Annotated in this window: 24 protein-coding genes; 12 read left to right on the top strand and 12 right to left on the bottom strand. The window is 54.3% G+C overall.

From position 1 onward, the window contains the following. The first annotated feature begins 103 nt into the window (after window positions 1–103). Both O9H85_RS25885 and O9H85_RS25880 read left to right on the top strand, forming a co-directional pair. Window positions 104–811, top strand: coding sequence for a response regulator transcription factor (locus O9H85_RS25885; protein WP_269884308.1), 708 nt, complete (start codon window positions 104–106; stop codon window positions 809–811). Further along, window positions 811–2,169 carry a sensor histidine kinase gene (locus O9H85_RS25880; RefSeq protein ID WP_269884307.1) on the top strand — a complete coding sequence of 453 codons (1,359 nt, stop codon included), beginning with the start codon at window positions 811–813 and terminating at the stop codon, window positions 2,167–2,169. Before O9H85_RS25885 ends, O9H85_RS25880 begins: the two co-directional genes overlap by 1 nt. 8 nt (window positions 2,170–2,177) lie before the next feature. Here O9H85_RS25880 and O9H85_RS25875 read toward each other — a convergent pair whose 3' ends face one another. Beyond that, window positions 2,178–3,269, bottom strand: a complete 1,092-nt coding sequence (locus O9H85_RS25875) for a UDP-N-acetylmuramoyl-tripeptide--D-alanyl-D-alanine ligase (protein WP_269884306.1) — start codon at window positions 3,267–3,269, stop codon at window positions 2,178–2,180. A 191-nt stretch (window positions 3,270–3,460) separates the two neighbouring features. On the opposite strand from O9H85_RS25875, the gene O9H85_RS25870 reads away from it, so the two are divergent. Further along, window positions 3,461–4,594, top strand: coding sequence for an aminotransferase class I/II-fold pyridoxal phosphate-dependent enzyme (locus O9H85_RS25870; RefSeq protein WP_269884305.1), 1,134 nt, complete (start codon window positions 3,461–3,463; stop codon window positions 4,592–4,594). Continuing rightward, complete coding sequence (locus O9H85_RS25865) at window positions 4,591–5,535, top strand: 2-hydroxyacid dehydrogenase (RefSeq protein ID WP_269884304.1); 945 nt, start codon at window positions 4,591–4,593, stop codon at window positions 5,533–5,535. Before O9H85_RS25870 ends, O9H85_RS25865 begins: the two co-directional genes overlap by 4 nt. 44 nt (window positions 5,536–5,579) lie before the next feature. Here the strand turns inward: O9H85_RS25865 and O9H85_RS25860 are convergent, their stop codons facing one another. From O9H85_RS25860 to O9H85_RS25845, 4 genes are read right to left on the bottom strand one after another with little or no spacing between them, the layout of a single operon-like run. After that, on the bottom strand, window positions 5,580–5,969 hold the full coding sequence (locus tag O9H85_RS25860) for an SRPBCC family protein (protein ID WP_269884303.1): 390 nt from the start codon (window positions 5,967–5,969) through the stop codon (window positions 5,580–5,582). Between the two features lie 2 nt (window positions 5,970–5,971). Beyond that, the gene (locus O9H85_RS25855) at window positions 5,972–6,151 is read right to left on the bottom strand and encodes a hypothetical protein (protein WP_269884302.1); all 180 of its coding nucleotides are present in this window, start codon (window positions 6,149–6,151) and stop codon (window positions 5,972–5,974) included. A gap of 34 nt (window positions 6,152–6,185) precedes the next feature. Continuing rightward, on the bottom strand, window positions 6,186–6,644 hold the full coding sequence (locus tag O9H85_RS25850) for an SRPBCC family protein (protein ID WP_269884301.1): 459 nt from the start codon (window positions 6,642–6,644) through the stop codon (window positions 6,186–6,188). Further along, window positions 6,622–6,951: an ArsR/SmtB family transcription factor gene (locus O9H85_RS25845; protein ID WP_269884300.1), complete on the bottom strand. Its 330-nt coding sequence runs from the start codon at window positions 6,949–6,951 to the stop codon at window positions 6,622–6,624. The genes O9H85_RS25850 and O9H85_RS25845 overlap by 23 nt, the downstream gene beginning before the upstream one ends. Before the next feature lie 138 nt (window positions 6,952–7,089). Between O9H85_RS25845 and O9H85_RS25840 the strand changes: the two genes are divergently transcribed. The 8 genes from O9H85_RS25840 (at window position 7,090) to O9H85_RS25800 (ending at window position 14,083) form a co-directional block, all read left to right on the top strand. Further along, window positions 7,090–7,491, top strand: coding sequence for an NUDIX hydrolase (locus tag O9H85_RS25840; RefSeq protein WP_269884299.1), 402 nt, complete (start codon window positions 7,090–7,092; stop codon window positions 7,489–7,491). A 185-nt stretch (window positions 7,492–7,676) separates the two neighbouring features. Then, complete coding sequence (locus tag O9H85_RS25835) at window positions 7,677–8,735, top strand: ABC transporter substrate-binding protein (RefSeq protein ID WP_269884298.1); 1,059 nt, start codon at window positions 7,677–7,679, stop codon at window positions 8,733–8,735. A gap of 21 nt (window positions 8,736–8,756) precedes the next feature. Then, window positions 8,757–10,508 carry an ABC transporter permease gene (locus tag O9H85_RS25830; protein ID WP_269884297.1) on the top strand — a complete coding sequence of 584 codons (1,752 nt, stop codon included), beginning with the start codon at window positions 8,757–8,759 and terminating at the stop codon, window positions 10,506–10,508. After that, window positions 10,505–11,551, top strand: coding sequence for an ABC transporter ATP-binding protein (locus O9H85_RS25825; protein WP_269884296.1), 1,047 nt, complete (start codon window positions 10,505–10,507; stop codon window positions 11,549–11,551). Before O9H85_RS25830 ends, O9H85_RS25825 begins: the two co-directional genes overlap by 4 nt. 504 nt (window positions 11,552–12,055) lie before the next feature. Beyond that, the gene (locus O9H85_RS25820; protein ID WP_269884295.1) at window positions 12,056–12,451 is read left to right on the top strand and encodes a MerR family transcriptional regulator; all 396 of its coding nucleotides are present in this window, start codon (window positions 12,056–12,058) and stop codon (window positions 12,449–12,451) included. Next, window positions 12,448–13,215 (top strand): carboxymuconolactone decarboxylase family protein, encoded by a 768-nt coding sequence (locus O9H85_RS37545; RefSeq protein ID WP_333474266.1) that lies wholly within the window; start codon window positions 12,448–12,450, stop codon window positions 13,213–13,215. The genes O9H85_RS25820 and O9H85_RS37545 overlap by 4 nt, the downstream gene beginning before the upstream one ends. 63 nt (window positions 13,216–13,278) lie before the next feature. Further along, entirely contained in the window at window positions 13,279–13,599 is a 321-nt protein-coding gene (locus O9H85_RS25805) for an NIPSNAP family protein (protein WP_269884294.1), read from the top strand. A 109-nt stretch (window positions 13,600–13,708) separates the two neighbouring features. Continuing rightward, window positions 13,709–14,083 (top strand): hypothetical protein, encoded by a 375-nt coding sequence (locus tag O9H85_RS25800; RefSeq protein WP_269884293.1) that lies wholly within the window; start codon window positions 13,709–13,711, stop codon window positions 14,081–14,083. Window positions 14,084–14,186: 103 nt separating this feature from the next. On the opposite strand, the gene O9H85_RS25795 is transcribed toward O9H85_RS25800, so the two are convergent. The 7 genes from O9H85_RS25795 to O9H85_RS25765 all read right to left on the bottom strand — a co-directional run bounded on the left by O9H85_RS25795 (window position 14,187) and on the right by O9H85_RS25765 (window position 20,396). Beyond that, on the bottom strand, window positions 14,187–15,026 hold the full coding sequence (locus O9H85_RS25795; RefSeq protein WP_269884292.1) for a 1,4-dihydroxy-6-naphthoate synthase: 840 nt from the start codon (window positions 15,024–15,026) through the stop codon (window positions 14,187–14,189). After that, a complete protein-coding gene (locus O9H85_RS25790) occupies window positions 15,023–15,697 on the bottom strand; it encodes a futalosine hydrolase (RefSeq protein WP_269884291.1) in 675 nt (224 codons plus the stop codon). Before O9H85_RS25790 ends, O9H85_RS25795 begins: the two co-directional genes overlap by 4 nt. Window positions 15,698–15,889: 192 nt before the next feature. Beyond that, a complete protein-coding gene (locus tag O9H85_RS25785) occupies window positions 15,890–16,273 on the bottom strand; it encodes an ArsR/SmtB family transcription factor (protein ID WP_269884290.1) in 384 nt (127 codons plus the stop codon). 1 nt (window position 16,274) lies between these two features. Then, window positions 16,275–16,715: an SRPBCC family protein gene (locus tag O9H85_RS25780; protein ID WP_269884289.1), complete on the bottom strand. Its 441-nt coding sequence runs from the start codon at window positions 16,713–16,715 to the stop codon at window positions 16,275–16,277. Window positions 16,716–16,849: 134 nt separating this feature from the next. Next, entirely contained in the window at window positions 16,850–17,947 is a 1,098-nt protein-coding gene (locus tag O9H85_RS25775; RefSeq protein WP_269884288.1) for a Ger(x)C family spore germination protein, read from the bottom strand. Beyond that, a complete protein-coding gene (locus O9H85_RS25770; RefSeq protein ID WP_269884287.1) occupies window positions 17,944–19,047 on the bottom strand; it encodes a GerAB/ArcD/ProY family transporter in 1,104 nt (367 codons plus the stop codon). Before O9H85_RS25770 ends, O9H85_RS25775 begins: the two co-directional genes overlap by 4 nt. After that, entirely contained in the window at window positions 19,044–20,396 is a 1,353-nt protein-coding gene (locus tag O9H85_RS25765; protein WP_269884286.1) for a spore germination protein, read from the bottom strand. Before O9H85_RS25765 ends, O9H85_RS25770 begins: the two co-directional genes overlap by 4 nt. Between the last annotated feature and the right edge of the window lie 183 nt (window positions 20,397–20,579).

The raw sequence follows: 20,579 nt of genomic DNA, 5'->3' as shown, positions 1-20,579 counted from the left end.
CCAAAGGACGGGTGAGGCTTTTTGCATTTATGAAATGATTTTATTGTAGGTTTCGAATAACTTTCATTCGAATATAATGGAAAAAAAATGAAGGGTTTTGGATATGAAAGAAAACATTTTGATCATTGAAGACGAAGACAAAATCGCACGCCTTCTGGAAATGGAGCTGACCTATGCAGGCTACAACGCGGAGCGTGCGGCGACGGGAATAGAGGGTCTGGAGAAGGCATTCTCCAGCCATTGGAGCATTATTCTGCTCGATATCATGCTGCCGGAGCTGAACGGGTTAGAGGTGCTGCATCGTATGCGTCAGAAGGATTCGAGCACGCCTGTTATCTTGCTTACCGCCCGCAATGCCACCGCAGAGAAAGTGAACGGTCTTGATCAAGGCGCGAATGATTATATAACCAAGCCCTTCGAAATGGAGGAGCTGCTGGCCAGAATTCGGGCTTGTATACGTCATTCCAAACGCGACATGACCATTTCTGCTATTTTTACAGATCATGTTCCCGTTTTACAATCGCGGGATCTTATCGTCAACCCCATAACGAGAGAAGTGACCCGCAGCCATATGAAAATTGATTGCACGCCAAAGGAATTCGAGCTCCTTGTTTATCTGTTGAACAACCGAAATCAAGTGATGACTCGCGAACAGATCATCCGTCATGTTTGGGGAAACGATTTTGCAGGAGATTCCAATATCGTTGATGTCTATATCCGTTATTTGCGAAAGAAAATCGATCATCCATTTACGGAAAAATTGATTCAGACCAAGCGGGGAGTCGGTTATGGCATTATGGAGAGCGGTTAATGAAAATTAAACATAAAATTACTTATATTACTACCTTATGGCTTATTCTTATCCTGATTCTCTTTAATATGATCGTTTACTTTGCTTTTCATCGAATAACGACGGAAAATGAAGAATATCTGTTAGCCGGCAGGGCCCAGGCGCTTCTGCAGAGAGTAAGTCCCGTTGACCTCATGCAAGGAGCTAAGAGTGAACTTCTTGAAAGCTTTTTACCGGATAACGGCTCAATCCGTTTAATAAATTCCGCCGGCCAAGTGGTTCAAGCTTTCAAAAATAACGATCAAATTGGGGCGGACAAATACATGGAGCTTGTTCAGACCCCGGTAACGGAAGAATATGAAACCGGGAAATTAAAATTGCTAACCGTGCGGATTCCCATCCTCTCCAATAACGAAGTCATCGGAAATTTGGAGATGGCTGAAGTATTGGACTCGCTTGAAGAAAATATCAGTATTCTCATTTCGATTATGGCGTTCACGACGCTGGGTGCCTTATGCATGAGCCTGATTAGCGGCGTATGGTTGTCCAAGTTCATATTGCACCCCATTTCCGGGATGATTCGCACGATGGAAGAAATTGAACAAAGTCTTGTTTTCCGGAAAATTCCGTTGAACCCCAATACTAAGGATGAGCTGACCGCCATGGCTTCCACGTTTAATCGGATGATGGATAGAATCGAGGATAGCTTCATCCGGCAAAAGCAATTTGTCTCCGATGCATCCCATGAATTAAAAACCCCTCTAACGATCATAGAAGGCTATTCCAGCATGCTGAGCAGATGGGGCTGGAAAGATCAATCCATTGGCTTGGAAGCGGTGGATGCGATCTACACAGAAGCTGTTCACATGAAGCGGATCACGCAGCAGCTTCTGGAGCTCGCTTCTATCGAGAATGAGCAGGAACCGGCTAAAGAAAGGATCGAGCTGGTCGCTTTCTCCGAAGGATGCGTTGCTTTACTCCGCAAGCTGTATAAGAGGAATATTGATGTTCAATCGGTATCGAATGAGTTGTATCTTAGAGCGGACCCCCTAAAACTCAAACAGCTTCTGCTGATTCTGTTAGATAATGCTTTAAAGTACAGTCAGACGGATATTCGCTTAACTTTATCCGAACATCCTCAGCAGCGCGGTGTTGAAATCCGCGTGATTGACAAGGGGATAGGTATACCGAAGGACGATCTTGACCGCGTATTCGAACGGTTTTATCGCGTGGACTCAGCACGTAATCGAAAATCGGGCGGAAGCGGACTGGGACTTTCTATCGCGAGAAATATCATTCGACTTCATCAAGGAACGATTGAAATCGTAAGCGACGAACATATTGGAACGGAAGTCATCGTGTTCATTCCTTATGAGTAGTCCTCGGCTTAGGTTTTGCTTTTTTTCAGGAAAGCGACGGTCTGCTCCAATTTTAAAAGATGCGTGCCTTTTACAAGGATTGCGGTGTCCGGCTTAATGGCGGCGGCCAGCGCTTTATGCAGCTCCGGCTTGGAAGTAAAGCAGCGGATCCGATTCGCCGGGAGCCCGGCTTCTTTGGCGCCTTGAGCGATATGCCGGGCAAGCGAGCCTACCGTGAACAATCGGGTGACCCGTTTCCGGGAGGCGTGCCGTCCGACATCTTTGTGTCCTTTTACAGCGTAATCGCCCAAGTCCTTCATATAACCGATGACCGCAATGGTCCGCTGCCGGCCGATGGAGGCAAGAACGTCCAGCGCCGCTTTGGCCGCGTTCGGATTGGAGCTGAAGGTATCGTCAATTAAGGTAACCCGATTCGGCAGTTCCGTCCGCACCAGCCTGCGGTAAGGGATCGGGTAGCGGGCCAATCCGGTCTTGATTTCTTTGGCGGTAAATCTCAGACGATGAGTGACGGCAATGGCATTCAGCGCATTATAAACGTTGTGGTCCCCCAGGCACGGAATAAAAAATTCCGTGTCTTTTCCGTCCAGCCGTACCCGAAAAGAGACTCCGCGGCGTGTGGAATGGATGCTGTGCGCCTTGTAATCGGCCTTATTCCGAATCCCGATTCGAATCCTTTTTCCTTGAAAATCTTGGGTCGCGAGCAGTCCGGAGTTGCGATCATCCGCATTCACCACGAGCGTTCCCTTCGGATTCATATACCGGATCAGCTCGGATTTCGCGCGGGCGATCCCTTCGACCCGATTCCCGACGTTGCCGATATGAGCCGTCCCCACGTTGGTTATAACTCCGATGCTAGGCTGAATTACTTTGCAGTGCGCTTTAATATGGCCGGGCTTAAGCATGCCGAATTCCAGCACCGCCGCCCGGTCTTGCTTACGGATCTGCTTGATGTGTCTGCGGGTAGAAGGAGGCAGGTTCTGATTGGAATGAGATTTGAATATGTTCCACCGCGTTCGCAAAATGGAGGCAATCATTTCTTTCGTTGTCGTCTTGCCTGCGCTGCCGGTTACGGCGATGACAGGGCGGCTGAATTTCGGCATGAACGTATCCCTCTTTCCCCGAAGGTTCTCTAGCTATAATCTATGCCGGACATAAGCGGATTGGAATGGGTGTTTGCCTGCCGTAACAATTCCAAATAGGCTTGCATTTTGTGTCACGGATAGGTACCCGCTCGTATATTGAATAGAGTTTTACAAAATTTAGCCAACGGGGAAAAGACGGGTGGAATTCGTTGAAACGATTACCCAATCTTACAAGATATGAATCGATCGGCATCAATCGAACGTTTAATGTGGCGGACGGCCATGCGCATCAGCCGCAAACCGCCGGGCAGCGGCAGATTGTAGGCCGCCTGCCGGAATTATTCTACGAAGCGGAAGCCCTGCGCCAGTCCGATCTGGAGGGGGAGTTTCGCCGTCTCTTCTTTAACTTGTCGGGACAGTTGTCCGCGGCGGATCTCCCGAGAACGTTGTTTTGTTATTCCGCATCGTTATCGACCGACTTGATCGCCACTTATTTGGCTGCGCACCGGCTGTCCGCCGCATTGCTGCATCCTTGCTTCGATAACCTGGCCACCATTCTGCGGAGAAGAAATGTACCGCTCACCCCCCTCTATGAACAGGAGCTGGCGCTTGACCGGTTGGAGGAAACTTGGGCGAGCTTGACAGCGGATGCGGTATTTCTTACGGTGCCGAACAATCCGACAGGCTTTGAATTATCCGTAGAGGCGTGGGAACGGATCGTAGGTTTATGCGGGAAATATGACAAGCTGCTGATTGTGGACTGCACCTTCCGTTTTTTCTCCAGGAACCGGTACTGGGATCAATATGAGCTGCTGGAGCGTTCCGGGATTCGTTATTTGGTCGTGGAGGATACGGGGAAGACCTGGCCGACCCAAGATTTGAAATGCAGCATTCTCGCCATGAGTGCGGATTTGCACGAGGAGATTCTGGAGCTTCATAACGATATCTTGCTGAATGTATCGCCGCTCATCCTGAAGCTGCTCATTGAATATATGAAGGATACGCAGAGGAATGGGCTGGCATCCGTTATTTGGGAGACGATCGACCGGAACCGCAGACAACTGCGGGAGGCAATTCACTCCTCTTGTCTAATAGTCGAGAATCCCACCTCTGCTATCAGCGTCGAATGGCTGAGGATCACGGACCCGGAGCAGCGCAGCGTGGACTTGGTGGACCGTTTAAACAGGCTTGGACTCGGAGTATTGCCGGGGGATCATTTCTATTGGGCGGATATGGGCGAAGGCGAGCGTTTCATCCGCATTGCGCTTGCGAGGAATCCGGTGATGTTCGCTGAAGCCTGCGGCATCTTGAGAATAGCTTTAGGCGGGAGCTGTCCGGCATGAGAATCATTTATTTGGATGAACCGACCTATCTGCCGGATTCATTTGTTCGCGAGATGGAGAAGCTGGGGGAATTCGAGGTTTATGACGATCGGCCGGATGAGGAAACGGCTGTTCGAAGGCTGTCGGCTGCAGACATTGCCATGGTGGAATGGACGCCCCTTCGGGCAAGGATGTTTCGGCAAATTCGAAGGCTGCAGTATATTAGTCTGGTCATGACGTCATGCGATTTAGTCGATTTGGAGGCCGCGGGAGCCGCGGGGATCCCTGTCTCGAACTGCCCCGTCTATTCGGCGCAATCGGTGGCTGAGCATGTATTTGCGCTGTTGCTCGCGGTGCACCGGAAGATCATTAAGGCGGATGCTCTCGTAAGAAAAGGGGGAAGCCATATTTACGGGCCTTTCCTGGCAAGCGAGCTCTCGGGGCAAACCTTCGGCGTCATCGGCACCGGCCGGATCGGGCAGGCGGCGGCCCGGATCGCCCGGGGCTTCGGGATGAAGGTGATCGGCACCAACCGCTCCGGCCGTCCTGCAGAGGGAATCGAATTGAAGGGGCTTCAGGAATTAGTGCGGGAGAGCGACGTCATTTCGCTGCATGTTCCGGCCAATAATTCGACGGAGGGCTTGCTGACGGCGGAGCTGCTGGCTTCCATGAAGCCGTCGGCGCTGCTGATCAATACGTGCCGGGGACGTTTGGTGGATGAGGGAGCCCTGTATACGCTGCTGAAGGAGAAACGGCTCGCCGGCGCGGGACTTGACGATGTAACGACGGTTCGGCACAACCCGTTATATGCGCTGGATAACGTCGTATTCACGCCCGGTACGGCATGGTATACCCGCACGGCGCGGGAAGCTAATATGGAGGAGCTGCTCGGAAACATTCAAAGCTACGTTCAAGGAGCGGTGCGGAATATCGTGAACGGGGAGTTTCTGGACGGAAAATGAACTGCAAAAAATGAAACGCGCGCCGGAACGGCGCACGCATGACATTATGCTAAAAGCTTCCGAATAGGCTCCCAGTAGTTGGCATGCCATCCGGATGCAAGGTGTTCGCCTTGGCCCTCCGGGAAACCGGCATGATCGAACACCAGTTGTGTTTCGGAGCCTTGCTGCACCAGCTCGAATTTGACTATCGAGTAATGGCCCTCAGCCCAATTAGCAGCGCGCCATGCTTGTACGATGCGCTTGTCAGGTACGAGTTCGATGGTGCGTCCCAAGATCATGCCTCCGAAGCAAGAGAATGTACCGCCTGCTTCCGGTACGATCTCGGTCGGTGCGCCGCCCGTAGCCTTACTGAATCTTTCGCTGCTGATGAGGACATCGTAAACTTGAGCAGGACTAGCTTTAAACGTAACTTCTTGATGGATCGCGGCGGACATCGTTACGCACCTGCCTTCAGCTGCTCGTCCTTATTCATTAACCATTGCTCCAGCATGTCAACGGTCATGCTTTTCAACATATCGGCGTGATCGTGGATGGCATGATGCCACACCGCAGCTTCTACTTTATATTTATTTTCGTCCGTTACGGAAAATCCGCAGTTGCAAGAAAGTGTAGTCATATGTTGGGAAGTCTCCTTTATATGGTTTTATCGGTTAATGCATAGGCTGTTCTGACCAAGGGTCGAGGCCCGGATCTTGCCCTTGCGCCAGCATTTGCAAGCGATCCATGTAATGCGTCCATCCCTGCTGATGGGATGCGATTTCCGTGACGGGCAAACCGTAATGAGTCAATACTAAAAGGGTGCCGTTATCTTTGGGTGCCAGCTTGAACTCAACGGTACTCGATCCCGGCGGTACAAGCTTCGACTTTTCCCAGCCCCATGTCATAACGATTTTCTCGTTCGGGACGATTTCTTTATACTCACCCGTCGCAATGTCGTTTCCGTTGACATCGATTCGGTATTTGCCGCCGATGCTTGGCTCGAGAAGAACGTGGCGTCCCATCCAACGAACCAATTTGTCGGGGTCGGTAAAGAACGAGAATAACGTTTCCGGACGGCATTCGATAAAAATTTCTTTCGTGATCACATCACTGCTGCTGATTGGATTCATGCTTTCTCCTTTCTTCCTGTTCCGCGGCTTCTTTCAACTTCATCAGGCTGTCATCCCAGAAGCTCTCGATATACTGCTTCAATTCGGCGAATCCTTCCCTCCTTATGCCGTAGAATCGTTTCGTACCCGCCCGCCTAACCACGACGAGCCCGGCTTCTTCAAGAACTTTAAGATGCTGGGAAATGGCCGGCGCCGAGATATCAAAATGCGACGCAATGGCGCTGGAGGTCAGTTCTCCATCACGGACGAGATGTAAAATATCTCTGCGCCTGGGTTCCGTTAATGCATGGATGGCTCTATCGATCATGTCATTAATTTAGCATATACTTAATTAAGTGTCAACTTAAATATAGAATGACTTTATAGCTAAGCTTGGGAAGAAGCGAAGCAATTTTGAAGATGGAACTGCTAATGCTATAATTCTAGAAAAATGAGGGGGAATGAGATGACAACCGTCATTGATAAGATTGCATGGATCTATATTGTTCATGGTCAAATATTAGGCGCCCGCTCCAAAGGAAAAGATATTTATTATTTGCCCGGAGGAAAAAGGGAGCCCGGTGAAACGGATGCCGACACTCTTTTACGAGAAATAGAGGAGGAATTATCCGTTCGAATCAAGCCCGAGACCATCTCGTATTTCGGAACGTTCGAAGCTCAGGCCCATGGCAAATCGGAAGGCGTTCTGGTCAAAATGGCTTGTTATACGGCGGATTTCGAAGGAGAGCTGAGTCCGGCTTCCGAAATAGAGGAATTGGTCTGGCTAACCTATAATGACCGGGAACGCGTATCCCCTGTTAACCAAATCATTTTTGAAAAATTACGTGCCATGCATTTGCTTTCGTAGAGTAGGCTGGCCGGATGCGATGAAAAAGTTGATGAAGGGTCCTCGATCGCGGAGGACTCTTTTTTGTTTGCTCGACCTTGCACGTGTTTACAAATGTCGACATCCAAGTTAACAGGATGTTGACAGAGCTTTTTTATAATAAAACGTAGACAAACCAAAATACATAACGTAGGGAGAGAATCGTCATGATTAGAAAAGGGTCAATATTGATGAGCTTGACGGCACTGCTCGTATTTAGCGGCTGCGGGACAAGCGGACAACCGTCGGCTAGCCAGGGAACCGGGGCGGCTCCTAAGCAAGAAACGCCTAAGCAGGATACGGCTGCGCTTTCGGGCAAATTATCGTTCTACACGTCTCAGCCGGAAGAAGATGTCACGAAGCTGGTTGCGGCTTTCAATAAGAAATATCCCGATGTGAAGGTGGAAAGCTTCCGTTCCGGCACCGAAGAAGTTACCGCCAAGCTGCAAGCGGAGAACCAGGCCGGCAAAGTGCAGGCCGATGTGCTCCTGCTGGCCGACTCCGTTACGTTCGAGGGCTTGAAGAAGCAAAACTTGCTGGCCTCCTATAAATCGCCCGAGCTGGCGAAAATCCCTAAAGATCTTGTCGATCCGGACGGCACTTACTCCGGGACGAAAGTGATGGCGACCGTACTGGCCGTCAATACGCAAAAAGTAAAAACGCTGCCGACCTCGTGGAAAGCGCTCGCCGCAGCGGATGCCAAAGACGCCGGCATCATGCCAAGCCCGCTGTACTCCGGCGCTGCCGCTTATAACGTAGGCGTCTTTTCCCGCACGGACGGATTCGGTTGGGACTACCTCAAAGGCCTCAAGGCGAACAACATCTCCGTCGTCAAAGGAAACGGCGCCGTGCTGCAGGCCGTAGCCGGCGGAGAGAAGCCGATCGGCATGGTTGTCGATTTTATGGTAGCCCGCGAGAAAGCGAAAGGCTCCCCTATTGAACTGGTCTACCCGTCGGAAGGCGTACCGGTCATTACCGAGCCGATCGGCATTGTGAAAAATGCGCCTAACGAAAAAGCGGCTAAAGCCTTCGTCGACTTTGTACTGTCCGAAGACGGCCAAAAGCTAGCTTCCAGCATCGGCTACACGCCGATCCGCGAAGGTGTGGAAGCGCCGAAAGGACTTAAAAGCATCAATCAATTCAAAGTGCTTTCTTCCGATATCTCCAAACTGACGGAAGCTCGCGAAGCGGACAAAAAACAGTTCACTTCCATCTTCGGACAATAAGAAAGCGGAGCGCTTTAAACTATGATCGATTCCAACCGGATTGAGCTTGAGAGGAAGGGGGAAGGGGAGAAATACGTCATTTTCTCCCGTCCCCTTTTGTTTTTGAAACAAGTATTGGTAGGCCTTGCCCTCGTCTTACTGCTCATATTTTTCGTGCTGCCGGTCGGTAAGCTCGCGGTATTAAGTATCCAGGGCAATGGCGGTCTCACGTTTGCGCATTACTCGGAGATGCTGCAGCAAAGCCGCCTGTGGAAGACATTGAACGATACGTTCGTCATTATCGTCGGCTCTTCTCTCGTCTCGGTTGCGCTTGGCGTGCTGGCCGCCTGGCTGATGGCTTACACCGACATGAAGCACAAGAAAGCACTGCACATGGCGATGCTGCTTCCCTTTATTTTGCCGTCTTATGTTCTGACGCTGTCTTGGTCTTCCTTCATGGGCAATCAGGGGCTCGCGGCCCAGCTGCTGCATCTGCTGAACCCGGACGCCAAGCCATGGAGCATGTACAGCTACGGCGGCATCATTTTTGTCATGGGTATCCACCACTTCCCGCTTGTTTATCTGCTGACCGTTGATATCCTGAGGAAGATACCCCGCGATTTGGAGTGGGCTACAAGAGCCAGCGGCGCCGGAAAATGGAAAACGTTCCGCCTGGTCACCTTTCCCTTGGCTTTACCCGGTCTGACCGCCGGCGGCTTGCTTGCTTTCCTGGCATCGCTCGACAACTTCGGAATCCCTGCGTTCCTGGGCATTCCCGCACATATATCCGTTCTGAGCACGTTAATCTATGAAGAAATTATCGGCTTCGGCCCTTCCGCCTTCGCCAGAGGAGCCGCTTTATCCGTCATGCTGGGGATGATCGCCATCCTCGGAACGCTTTTGCAATGGCTTGCCGTCCGAAAAATCAAAACGACCGATACCGTGATTGTGGATAATAGCCCGCGCTATGCGCTTGGGAGGCACCGAACTTCAGTCACAGCAGCCGTGTGGGTGTCCCTTGCGTTCATTACCGTTGTCCCGATCGCGTCCATGGTGGCCATCTCCTTGAAAAGAGCATATGGGCTTCCTTTTCAGCCATCGAATATGACGATTGTCAATTATACTTACATTTTGCTGGAAAACCCGAAGGTGTGGCAATCCATCCGGAATAGTCTGACGCTATCCATCGTTACCTTGGTCATCTGCCTGGTGATCGGTTCTTTACTAGCTTACGTGCGGGTGCGCAGGCCCTCATGGCTGACCAAGTCGGCGGAGCTAGCCGTTGCTCTTCCTTATACGCTGCCTGGCATCGTGTTCGGTCTTGCGATGATCCTCGCGTGGATGCAGCCCATCCCCGGTTGGAATCCCGGCATTTACGGCTCGATTCGCATTTTGTTTATCGCTTACGTGTGTCGTTTTATGATCCTGCAGGTGAGAGCGGGAATCGCGGCCTTTACCCAAATCGATCCTTCCATGGAAGAGGCGGCTCATATATTTGGTGCCGGTTTCTGGAAGAAGTGGTTTTTCATCCTGCTTCCGCTGCTGCTTCCGGGACTGATCAGCGGCGCGTTCCTCGTCTTCCTGACGGCGCTTACGGAGCTTACGGTATCCGCGCTCTTATGGTCGAGCGGCTCGCAAACGATCGGGGTTACGATATTCGGCTTCGAGCAGGCCGGCAACACGCTGTATTCCACGGCGCTGTCCAGCTTGATCGTTCTTTTGATTATGGCGGGTATGGGACTCTTGCATCTTATCCGGAAGCTCTCAGCCAGAAAAGGAGTTCAATCGTCATGAGCATTCAATTGACGGAAGTCAGCAAAACATTCGGAACCTTCCAAGCGCTGAAATCCTTGAATTTAACGATAGAGAAGGGCGAATTCATCGCCATTCTGGGCCCTTCCGGCTGCGGCAAGACAACCCTGCTGCGCCTGCTTGCAGGCTTCGAGCAGCCGACAACGGGCGAAATCCGCATGAACCGGCAAGTGGCGGCGAAGCCGGGCTTCAGCTTGCCGCCGGAGAAACGTCACATCGGCATGGTGTTTCAGTCGTTCGCCCTCTGGCCGCATATGAATGTGACGGAACACGTTCGGTTCCCGATTCGTCACCATCAGGAGACTCCGGCCCATATTCGCGATAAGGAGCAAGAGAGGATCGCGAGCGTGCTGCAGATGGTTGGCTTGTCGCAGCACGGAACCCGCATGCCGCACGAGCTGTCCGGCGGGCAGAAGCAGCGGGTGGCGATCGCTAGAGCGATCGCTTCGGAGCCGTCGCTGCTGCTGATGGACGAGCCGCTCAGCAGCCTGGATGCGATGCTGCGCATGGATATGCGCCGCGAGATTCAATCCATTCACCGGCAAACCGGAACGTCCATCGTGTACGTGACGCACGACCAGAGCGAAGCGCTCGCCATGGCGGACCGGATTGTCGTCATGAAGGACGGGGGGATCGAGCAAATCGGCGCGCCGCAGGACATTTACCTGCGCCCGCAGACCGAATTTGTCGCCAAATTCGTATCAAAGGCCAACCTGATCCGCGGGCGCTGGAATCATGATCGATTTGTACCGGCGGGCGCGGATGGCTCCGTGGAGTGGCAGGGAAGCCGCGTCGCCGAGTATTTTAAATCATGCGGGTTGTACCCGGTCCGGCCCGACCAGTTTCAGCTTGACTCCCCGGACCCATCCGGCATTCCGGGCGAAGTGACGAACGTTCAGTTTCAAGGGAAAGAATTCCATTATCACATCCGCACCGAGGACGGCCAGTGGGAGATCAGCTCCCCTCGGCAATTTCACCTGCGCGACAAGGTCTCGCTTCAATTGCCGGCTAGCGAACAGCTATAGACTTCTGCTGCTGCGATACTGTCTTCATTGTGTACAGCTTCCAGGCAGCCATAGTGATTGCGGCCGTTCCCGAGAATCCATAGCATTGCGAGGGTAGTCTTGACGGAGTCAGCTCCGAGGGATTACCCTCGTTGCTTTTCTGACAGATAACAGCCACGGCCGAAATTGAGGTAATAGATGTTACGAGTGGGGTGGGGTATCTACTTCCGTCGCTGTTGTCTGCAGGAAATTTTTTTCGAAGCTCTTAGCAGCGGGTATTTCCCGCAGACAAAGGCGAACGCTATCGCTCCTCCAGTATATACCCCCCGTATGTATCTATATTCTTGTCAAAAATCACTTTCTAGGGCACTCTGTGGGGCCGAATCGGCCCCTTATTTTTGTGTGTAAAGGGACATAAGGCCGCAACCTGATTGTTTCCTTGCCGATGTTTAAGTTTCTCGTGCGTTAGGGGGGCAGCGGTTTTCTTCTTGACTTAGAGCGCGCTCTAAGATGTAAACTGACGGTATGGAACCTTACTTAAGCATTCAATCCATTGCCGAGTTAACCGGAATTACAGCGTATACCCTGCGTTACTACGAGAAGAACGGTCTGATTCATGCTATTACGAGAGGCCCAAACGGCCGCCGCCTCTATTCCGAAGCCGACCTGGCCTGGATTCGTTTTTTGGTCAGGCTTCGGGCTACGGGGATGAGCATTCGGCAGATGCAGCAGATTGCCGAGCTAAGAAGACAGGGCGCCTCAACAACGAAGGAAAGAAGGGTGCTGCTTGAAGCTCATAGGAGCAAGCTGGCCGAACAGATCGGGAAGCTTCAGGAGCATCATGCGGCGATTCATGAGAAAATCAGGATTTACCGGGAGTGGGAGGAAGAAAATGAAAAGCGGGAGGAGGAGCGGCCATGAACCCAACCTATGACATCGGGAGAAGCCTGCTGCACGGTATTGACGAAGAAGCCATTCAAGGAGTCCTTCTTAGCCTGCAGGAGATGTCTCCGCATATCGGTCGATACATTGTGGAAGTGTTCGGGCAATTATTCAGCGATCCGGCACTCACCTATGCGCAGCGGGAATTGGTCATTATCTCGGCGCTAATCTCGCTGGGCGATTGCCCGAATCAGCTGAAGTGGCATATCGGTTTCGGCTTGAAGGCGGGGCTTATGCCGGAGGAGGCGGTTGAAATCGCCACTCACTGCATTCCATTCTGCGGCTTCCCACGCGCACTGAATGCCATCGGTGCGGCGAAGCAGGTCTTTGCGGAGCGGGGGATCGAAGTCCGCGTAGAGGATGAACTGGAGGATCACGTCCAGGCAAGACGGGAGAGAGGCCTCAAGAAGCTGGAGGAAATCGACGGCGAACACGGAGAAGCGGTCGTACAGTCGCTGCAAACGATGGCTCCAAGGCTCGTGGAGCAGATCGTGGAATTCACCTTCGGGGAAATCTACAGCCGGTCCGTACTGGATGTGAAGCAGCGCCAGCTTGTCACTATAGCCGCCTTAACGGCCCAAGGGGGATGCGAACCGCAGCTGCAGGTTCATCTGAATGCCGCCATTCGCGTAGGCCTGACCGAGCAGCAGGTGATGGAGGCTTTGCTCCAGTGTGCACCCTATGTTGGCATCCCCAAGACGATTAACGCCGTTCATGTTGCGCGAAATGTGTTCATGACGTAGATTGAACCGAGCGGCCGAATGGCTTATGATGGGTCTATGAAAAAAGGCTGGGAGGGAAACCATATGCTGACCGAGCTTCGAATCTACACCATTTATCCGGAACGAATGGATGCCATCCATGAGCGCTTCTCGAATCATACGCTCCACATTTTTAAGCGGCTGGGCATGAAGGTGACGAACTTCTGGGTAGACCGGAATGAGCCTAAGCTGTATTACACGATGGAATACGCCGATATGGAGGAACGGAACCGTCAGTGGGATCTGTTCAGGAAGGACCCGGAGTGGAGCGAAGTGAAGATGAGGTCGGAAGCAAACGGTCCGATCGTCAAGAAGATCGAGGAGATCTATATGCATCGGGCCGATTATTTTCAACATGAAGCGTAAGCGTTGAGCGCACCTATCCCTGCTAGCCGAGCGGCCAGCGGGGATTTTTTTGCCTGGAGCAAGTAGAGAACATTCCGCTTGATGGTGCTGCAATGGATTAATTTTGGCTTTGTTTGGTAGTTCGGCCTTTATTATGTTGCAGCGCGATGCGGCCAATCCCCACTTGCGGTTGATGGGACTGGCGCTCGTTTTATATGCGGAGGGCTTGATGAGCGTGAACGTTAACGGCAGCAATGATTTAGGTGGCGAATCATCGGCGGCCGCTACGGCTTTAGGAACATCGAAGGATTGGTCCTCGTTCGCCAAGACGAGCTGTCCGTTCAACTGTGCTTGCTCAAAGCACTTCTCCGCTGCGCAAGCTTCGAGGGTAGCCCGCCTCGCTCAGCACCTCATGGTGCTGATAGACGATAAGCGAGATGAGCGGCGTAACCTCCGGATGGTTCCGCAGCGGCTCATAAGCGGCCGTCGGATGCTCTCCGTATAGGCCTTAAGAAGCAATGAATGAGGTAATTTGCGGGGGTTTACGGACACAACAAAAAAGCCGGTTATTCCCTGAACTTGAGGGATAGAACCGGCTCGTTTCGTCGTTATCTTAGAGCGGCAAGGTCGAACTCCGGTACGAGCCCTTCCTGCGCCGCACGGCCGAGCAGCGCCTCAATCGCGCCGTAGCCGCTATCGCCGAGGTCGACGGTGAACTCGTTTACGTAGAGGTCGATATGCGCCTGCGCCACCTCCGGAGCCAGCTCCTGCGCATGGCTCATGACGTAAGCGCGCGACGCATCGGGATGCGCCCAGGCGTATTCGACCGAAGCGCGGGTCCACCGGGCCAGCGCATCAAGGTCCATGGATCTCCGGGCGATGATGGCTCCGAGCGGAATCGGCAGCTGCGTATCGCTCTCCCACCAGCTGCCGAGGTCGGTCAGCAGCTGGAGGCCATACGATGGATAGGTGAAGCGCGCCTCGTGGATGACGAGTCCGGCATCGATCCGGCCGTCGCGCACGGCGGGCATGATCTCATGGAACGGCATGACCACAATCTCGCCTACGCCTCCCGGCACCTGCTGCGCCGCCCATAGGCGGAACAGCAGGTAGGCGGTGGAGCGTTCGCTCGGCACGGCTACGCGCTTCCCGGCCAAGACGGCGGGATCCTGCACGCCCGCATGCCGGCTGCCCGTCAGCACCAGCGGACCGCAGCCCCGGCCGAGCGCGCCTCCGCAGGGGAGCAGCGCATATTCGGACAGCACCCAAGGAAGGGCGGCGTAGGAAATCTTCAAGACCTCAGGGCCGGTGCCGTTAGCCGCCAGATGGTTCGTAATATCAATGTCGGCATAGGTTACATCGAGCTTGGGCGCCCCCGGCACCAGGCCGTGAACCCAAGCATGAAAGACGAACGTATCGTTCGGGCAAGGAGAAAAAGCAATATTCATCTTAACACCTCCAGTAGTACGGGACCGGCGGCTTCCAGCGCTTGCAGCGCATCGCCGATCCGCCAGGCGCCCCGGTCCCGCGGGCCGACGGGGTTGGATATGGCCCGGAGCTCCAGCACCGGTACACCCCGGTCCCGGGCCGCCGAAGCCGCGCCAAAGCCCTCCATGCCTTCCGCGGCGGCGCCGGGGTACAGGGCGGCGAGCTTGTCCGCCGTTGCGGCTGTTCCCGTCACGGTCGATACCGTCAGAATCGGCCCGAAGCAGACGGCCCGTGCAGAGCCCTTCAAGGCTTCGGCCAGCCGGGCCGCGCGGCCTTCGTCGACCGGGACGCGGGCCGTACCGAAGCCGAGCTCGTCCAGGCTGCAGAAGCCGTCCGGCGTCTCGGCCCCCAGGTCGGCGGCGACGATCTCGCTCGCTACGACAAGCGAGCCCAGGGGGGCCTCAGCTGCGAAGCCTCCGGCGATGCCGGCGATCACGACGAGGCCGTAGTCGCCGGCGGCCAGCGCTTTGGCCGTACCGATCGCCGAGGCGACCGGCCCGACGCCGGCGGCGATCGCTTCGAACCTGCCGCTGCCGCCAAGGCCGCGGAGGACCGCATCCCGCTCGGCGGGAACCGCGGTAACGACGAGCACCCGCAGAGGGGAGTCTATAGGGGGATTCATGGGATTCATCACAGGTACGCTCCTTTTCGGCGGTTCCGCAGGCACTCGCGGACACCTTACTATACAAGGATAGCTCTATCCTCGTCCGGTGTAAAGCCGTGCGGAAACGGGCAGAGGGCGGGGTGCTTGTTACAGGCATATAAGAAAAAAGACGCTAGCCCCCATGGTCAAAGGACTTAGCGTCGTGAGGCTTCGCAACCGTTATTGTCCGGACTCCTTGCCGGCATCCACGAGTCTGGGGCCCTTCGGGCGCAGCGGCTCGGGATCGTCCGCTTCGACGAACTGCCTGAGCACCGTCAGCTTGTTATCCCAGAACCGCTCATAATACGCCAGCCAGCGCTTCAGCTCCAGCAGCGGCTCCGGCTGCAGGCTGTAGCGCGTTTCCCGGCCGACCTTCTGCTCCCGGACCAGACCGGCGTCCGACAAGATGCGCAGATGCTTGGATACGGCCGTACGGCTGATCGGGAAATGCCCGCTGAGCACGGTCACCGCCATGTCCTTGTCCCCAAGCAGCTGGAGCAGCCGGCGGCGGGTAGGATCGGCAATCGCTTGAAACACGTCATGCTTGGGCGAGGGAGCACTCATATCAGGCCTCGACGAATTGGCCGAGCCGCGGCAGGATGACCGCGCCCCAGCCATGATTCATCCGGTCGCGAACGACGCCGGTCGTTTCCCGGGCTTGAGGAAGTACGGCTTCCGCCGCTTTCCAGCCGGAGTGAACGAGCGTGAACTCCGTGCTGCCGCCCAAATCCTTTAATTCAAACGAGACGATCCAATCCTCTCCCCATGTGAACGCGAGGCGATGAGGCGGCTCGAGCTCCGTCACTTTGCAATAGGACGTGCCGTACGTCGATTCCAGCGTAAATTCGTGCCCCAGGGTTCGCTCGAACGTATTGGGCATCAGCCAAACGGCGATGCCCTCCGAGGTGGAAACGGCATTCCACACTTTCTCGATCGGAGCTTGGAAAACGACGGTATGACGGATATCGGGAACGGAAGTTTGCGGATTTCCTTGATTATTTGACATGGGTTTGTCCTCCATCTTAAGGCCCGACGGCGAGATCAGGCGCAACAATATACCTCATTATAAGAAACCAAAAGGTTTCGTGTCAAGGAAGCCGTCCGCCCAAGCTTCCCGGTGCCGTCCGCCAGAACCTTCCCTTACCTAATAACCCCGCTGCTCATGATCTTGACTTTGACGGTCACCTCGAACTTCAGGTTCGGGTAGCTTGCCAGCCACTCCTCCCACTCCTTGTCGCTGACATGCCCTAGCGCACGGTAGCGCAGGCCGAAGCCAATCGGGTCCACCCGGTGCTTCTGCATGACGGTTAGCAGGTGCTCGACGCGTTTGCCCGATTGCTCCCCGGCAAGCCGGCCCAGCTTGTCCCAGTCCGTACTGTAGATCGGCCCTTCCGCTTCCTCGGCCTGTCCCGTGAGGCTGATGTGCATTTTGATGGCGTCGGGCCTTCCTTCCGGCGTTTCGTGAATGGAATAGTTCATCTTGACGGAATTGACGGAAAGGACGATGTTTTTATTCTCCTGATCCTTGAAAGTAAGATCGAACTTCGAGAAGCCTGTCCCGAGCTCATGCAGGATGCGCGTTTCATCCGAATCGAGAATGTGTACCATCTTCTGCTTATCCAGCAAGGCGGCTTGGTCGATGATGAACGTATCGCCCGCCGTACGGATCACCGGCATATAAGGGTCCTTCCCCCGCTCGGACATTCGGCGCATAAGATCCGATAAGGTTTCCGTCACGATAAAAGCGGACTCCGTCCCTTCTTGATTGAAGCTGAGGAACAGGCTGTTGGCCGGCAGGCGCTCCGATTTGGGATTCGTCCCAAGCACGGCTGCGGCGGAAGGATCGCCGATGGCGGTGAAGCCGATCATTTGAATGTCCCTGCGGCGATTGAACCAATTCAGGGGACGCGTGATATTCTGCTCGGCCAGCGCTCTGCCGAAGACGAAAATTTTGGCGTGACCGAAATCCAGCTCCTTGTCGACCTTCGATTTCATTAATCGGACGGCCTCCGACACCGTTTCTCCGTCTTGGGTAATGAGCTCAAATGTATTTGTCCGTCCCGGCTCGATGCGCGGGGCGGGAATGCCGAGCTTCAGCGTGACCCGATAAGGCTTCTTCTCGTTGCCTGACGGATCGACGCCGACGGCCAAGACGAAAAACCGCTTGTCGATATCTTTAAAGCCGCAGCCGCCGAGCAGAAGCCCGAGCAAACCAAGCACCGCGAGCAGTCGCCTCATGCTTTCCGCCTCCTCCTTCGTGCGAGCCATACCATGAGGGCAACCAGCGACAGCTCGCTTACCAGCCGCAGAACAAACCAGTGCGAAGCCACTGCCGCCGACTGCTTCTCATTGAGGTAAACGGCAGTCCACAGCACGATCCCTCCCGAGAACAGGAAGACAAGCCAGGAAAGCCAGGAACCGCTCTGCCTATCGTTCTCATCCACATGGTTGAGGTGGAAAATCCCTTTGAACAGCTCGGCACCCACATGCCACGTTACGCTGACAAAAAGCAGCGATATGCTCAAATACAGCAGGAGAAATACGTAAAGCACCCGCTCGATGAAGCCGAATTCCATCCGCATTGAATCGGAGGTACTGACCCAGGTATAGATGTATTGATCGACACCGTAGGTCCCGTGGTAGCCGATCGGAATGAAGAAGCTGGTTGCCAGCACGAGCGTACCCAGTACGGGAACGGCCCAGAACCATTGGATGCGCTTCACGTCCTGGAAGGTCCGGTTGAAGATGGCCATATTGATATAGCCAGTAAAGACGTAAGTGGCCCCCGAGACGGAATTCAGGGTGGGCAGCTCGCCCATATAATGCGTCATGACCCTCACGGCGTCCCAATCCATGCTCTGGCTGCGTATCGCCTTATACAGAATGAAGACGATCAGGGGCAGGTTGATGATGATCACGATCTCCATCAAGTAGAGCACGGACCGGGAGCTGCCCGCCGCCACCCAGGCACTGACGATAAGGAAGAAGGCGAGCAGCGCTAACAAATTGAAATCCGGATTGACGAAGCGCTGAATGATGCGGGCGTACGATACGACGACGAAGCTTCCCGCCGCGATCCACATGGCCGCCAGGAAGATCAGGTAAGGCACCCGGAACCATGCGGGAAAAGCCGCTTCGAAGATTTCCGGCAGTCCTTGTCCCGGGAAGGCGAGAATGGATTTGGTGAACCAGTATGAGCTTAAGCTGCCGACCGCAATACTCACGATGATGCTCATCATGGCGCCGCTGAACCGTTCGGTGAGCAGCATTCTGGGAACGAAGACCACCGTATTGGTCAGCATGCACATCAGCACCATGTATATGAAGTAGCGGTTCAACCGGTATCACCTGCTTGGCTTTTTCTACGGCCGGCACGGGGCTCTTCGACATAGACTTTCAGATAAGGCAAGCCGAAGCTGCGAAGCTTCGTTAAATAGGCGATCAGCATAAAGAGACCGACCGTCGCACCTATAATGCCGAAGGCGGAGGCCAGTATAATGAGCACGTACTTTACCGCTCTCATGGCGAAGCTCATGGTATTGATCGGGATGACGAAATTCGAGATGGCCACGACCGATGTGATAATGATCATGATGCTGCTGACGAGCCCCGCCTGCTGCGCGGCCTGGCCTAGGATCAGACCGCCGACGGTGGTCGCCGTGGAGCCGATATATTTGGGCAGCCTGAGGCTCGCTTCGACAAGCGCTTCGATCATGAACAGCATGATCAGCACCTCCACATAAGAGGGATAAGGAACGGCCGCCCGGCTGCCGGCGATTGACATGGTGAGCTGCACTCTCGTAATTTCCGGGGTATAGGAAATGATGGAGATGTAGAGCGCGGGCAGCGTGATCGTGAGCAGCAAGCTGATATAGCGCAGGATCAGCAACGTGCGCGTAACCCAGAAAGTCTGATAAATATCGTCCATAGCCGACATAAAATCGAAGAAGACGGCCGGCAAAATCAAGGCGAAGGGGGATCCGGCCACGATGAGCACCATCTTCCCTTGAGACAGATTCAGGACGATCCGATCCGGCCGTTCGGTGATCAGCATGGTCGGGAAGAGCGTATGCCTCCGGTTATTCATCAATGTCTCCAACTGGCCCGCCGCTTGGAGAACGTCGATCTTCACCTTGCGAAGCTTCGCTTTCACTTTCGACAGTATCGCCTGGTCGACGATGGAGGTGTCATAGAGCATCGCAACCTGGGTGTTCGAGACTTCTCCGATCCGGTACATGTCCACCTTCAGCTCCGGTTTCGGATAGCGTGTCCGGATCGCATAAAGGTTCAGGGAGAGGTCCTCGCAAAGCGCCTTCTGCGGACCGAGCACCGTGCTTTCGATCTTGAGATCGCCGGGCTGCTCGTTCATCGATTTAAGCGCTGACATGAAGTACAGAGAGCTTCCGAACGCAATAAGGACGTAACCCTCGAACAAGGGAGAGCGAACATCCCCGAGCGGATCCGCGGGCTGGGCGCCGACGGTTTCCAGGCTCAACTGGAAATCTTGGAGCGTCTCGCTGCTCAGGAACGGTTCAAGGACCGTCTGACGCACGAGGTTCTCGTCGCACAGACAGGACAAGCGGTAGACTACCAGATTCCAACCGTCCTTCTGCAGCTCGGTTCTCTCCAGATCGTCCGTTCGGGGCAATTGGCTCCGAATTGCATTCATCATCGGGTTATCCTTCACGGGACCTGCCCCCTTTGCTCGTCATCGGTTCTCCTCGAACCGCCTTTGACCGGCAGCGGTCCAACTCACGGCCGGCGAAGCCAGGCGGAAGTAACAGCATTCCAATGCTAATGCCTATTTTCCCCAAGAGGGTGAAATGTATCCTTTATTCCGGAAGACCCGGGTGAGACAGCGACCTGGCGT

The sequence above is a fragment of the Paenibacillus gyeongsangnamensis genome (assembly GCF_027533625.1).
GTDB classification, from domain to species: domain Bacteria; phylum Bacillota; class Bacilli; order Paenibacillales; family NBRC-103111; genus Paenibacillus_G; species Paenibacillus_G gyeongsangnamensis.
The sequence above is the reverse complement of the archived record's forward strand: the minus strand, read 5'-3'. Positions and strand labels throughout refer to the sequence as shown.